At 57.1% G+C, this 2,511-nt stretch carries 2 protein-coding genes; both read left to right on the forward strand.

All coding sequences use genetic code 11. From position 1 onward, the window contains the following. Positions 1 to 855: IS66 family insertion sequence element accessory protein TnpB (tnpB, locus tag QZ305_RS11560; RefSeq protein WP_294732142.1), on the forward strand; the 855-nt coding region annotated here is incomplete at its 5' end. A gap of 31 nt (positions 856 to 886) precedes the next feature. Next, positions 887 to 2,446, forward strand: a complete 1,560-nt coding sequence (locus tag QZ305_RS11565) for an IS66 family transposase (RefSeq protein WP_294732143.1) — start codon at positions 887 to 889, stop codon at positions 2,444 to 2,446. Positions 2,447 to 2,511 lie beyond the last annotated feature (65 nt).

Consider the following 2,511-nt stretch of genomic DNA (forward strand, 5'->3'; position numbering starts at 1 on the left):
CGGTGGCGGCGGTTCTGCAGTGATCAGTGCCGTGTGACATACCACCACCAAAAAGTGCTGGCGGAGCGGCGAAAGCGGGCGCGGCCAGATCAAATATGCCCGAATTGCGGGAAAGAGTTTCAGCCGGAATGGGGGCCGGGAAGTCAGCGGAAATTCTGCTGTGACGCCTGCCGGATCGAATGGTGGAAAGAGTACCACAAGGCGCATCCGCCGGAGGAACTGCCGGCAGAGGAATGTGCGTTTTGCGGAGCGCCACTGACGGGAAAACAGCGGGGAAAAACATATTGCAGCCGCTTCTGCTATCTGCTGGCCATGGATCAGACCCATGTGGAGGAAACCTGTGAGTGGTGTGGGGAGAAGTTTACCGACACCAGCGGACAGGGGCGGCGGTATTGCAGCCGGAGCTGTGCCACGGCGGCCCGATTTACGCCGAAAGCTCGGCGTGGGAGTCGGCGTATTCCATCCGTGGAAGCGGAGGAATGGCAGGAAAAGCTAACGGAGGCGGCACGGGCCAGCGGGGCCGGGAAACGTGGGAAACGAGTGCGGTTGGTATGCGGCACCACCAGCATGTACACGGGATTGGAGGGGCTGCTGGCAATCATCCGTTATCACTTAAAACTTGACCCGTATGACGGGAGCGTTTATGTGTTCCGAGACAGCGTTGGCAGTATGTTGAAATATATCGAATGGGATGGTCAGAGTTTTCTGCAGGGAAAACGGCGGGCGCAAAGCGGGACATACCCCTGGCCGGCAGGACAGCCGGGGAGCATAGTGGAAGTGAATGAGAAAGAATTTACGTATTTGCTGAGCAAATCAATCGTGCCATTCAAAGAAGAAAAGTGCTGTGGTAGTTGAAATCACAGCACTTTTCTGATATAATATGAGCATGAATACAGAGATAAAAAGCCACGCCGAATGGCAGGCGCTGCTTGATAAAAAAGAAGATGAGATCACCGCGCTGCACAGGCAGGTGGAATGGCTGACCCAGCAGCTTCGCCTGACGCGGGGGCAAAAATTTGGCGCGTCCAGTGAGCAGACCCAGGTGCTTTCGGAGCAGTTCAGCCTGTTCAATGAAGCGGAGACGTTGGCGGATCCGAAAGCGGCGGAGCTTGGACTGGAGCAGATCACCGATAAACGGCGCAAGCAGGCTGGGAAGCGGGAGATGGACTTCTCCGGTCTGCCTGTGGAGCAGGTGATCCACGAGCTGCCGGAGACTGAATGTGTCTGTCCGGAATGCGGAGGCCCGCTGCATAAATGTGGACAAAGCGTTTTACGGCGGGAATTGGTATACGTGCCGGCCAAATATACGGTGGTGGAACACATCCAGGCGGTGTACAGTTGCCGCCGCTGTGAGCGGGAAAATGACCATGTCCCGATGAAAAAGAGCGTGGTTCCGCCCCCGCTGCTCCCAAACAGCGGCGTTGTTTCGGCCAGCCTGCTGGCCCACATTTTGAACAGCAAGTACACGCTGGCGCTGCCCCTATACCGGCAGGAGCAGGAGCTGGCCCGAACTGGCGTGCCTGTCTCCCGCCAAACCATGGCCAACTGGATCATTGCGGCACATGAGCGGTGGTTCTCTGATTTTTTCCAGACGCTTCGCCGGGAGCTGCTTTCCAGCGAGATTCTCCACGCTGACGAGACCACGCTGATGGTGCTGAAGGAGCCGGGGCGAAAAGCGCAGCAGAAAAGCTATGTGTGGGTGTACCGCACTTCGGGGGATGCCGAACGTCCTGTGGTGCTGTATGACTACCAGCCCAGCCGCGCGGGAGAATGTGCCGGCCGGTTTCTGGAGGGCTTTTCCGGGCTGCTGCACACCGATGGGTATGGCGCGTACCACTGCAAGCTGCCGCCAGAAATAACAGTAGCAGGCTGCTGGGCGCATATGCGGCGGAAATTCACCGATACGCTGAAAAGCCTGCCCAAGGATCTGCGGGACAGATCCCCGGCAAAAACCGGCCTGGACTATTGTGACAAGCTGTTTCATATGGAGGACGGTTTTGCTGAGCAGGAGCTCTCTTTCGATGAACGATATCATGCCCGATTGGAACAGTCCAAGCCAGTGGCGGAAAAGTTCTTTGCTTGGGCCAGGGCAGAACATGAGAAAAATCCCGTGCCAAAAAGTATGCTTGGCGCGGCGCTGGCTTATGCCGTGAACCAGGAGGGCTGGCTGATGAACGTCTTTCTGGACGGGCGACTGGAGTTATCTAACAACCGGGCGGAACGGGCTGTGCGCCCCTTCGCCGTTGGGCGGAAGAACTGGCTGTTTTCCAACACGCCAAAGGGAGCTGACGCAAGTGCTGCCATCTACTCCATTGTGGAGACGGCGAAAGCCAATGGTCTGCGGCCTTTCCCATATCTCAGATTCCTTTTGGAAAGCCTGCCCTGCGGCGTCTCCGCAGATATTTGCCTGCCTTGGAATCCAGATGTACAAAGACTGTGCAAATAATCGACAGCCCCCAAAAGGCGGCTGCCGATTTTTCCCGAACTGGTGCGCCGCTATTTGACGCTTAC

It is taken from the genome of uncultured Faecalibaculum sp. (assembly GCF_910588395.1).
Taxonomy (GTDB): domain Bacteria; phylum Bacillota_I; class Bacilli_A; order Erysipelotrichales; family Erysipelotrichaceae; genus Faecalibaculum.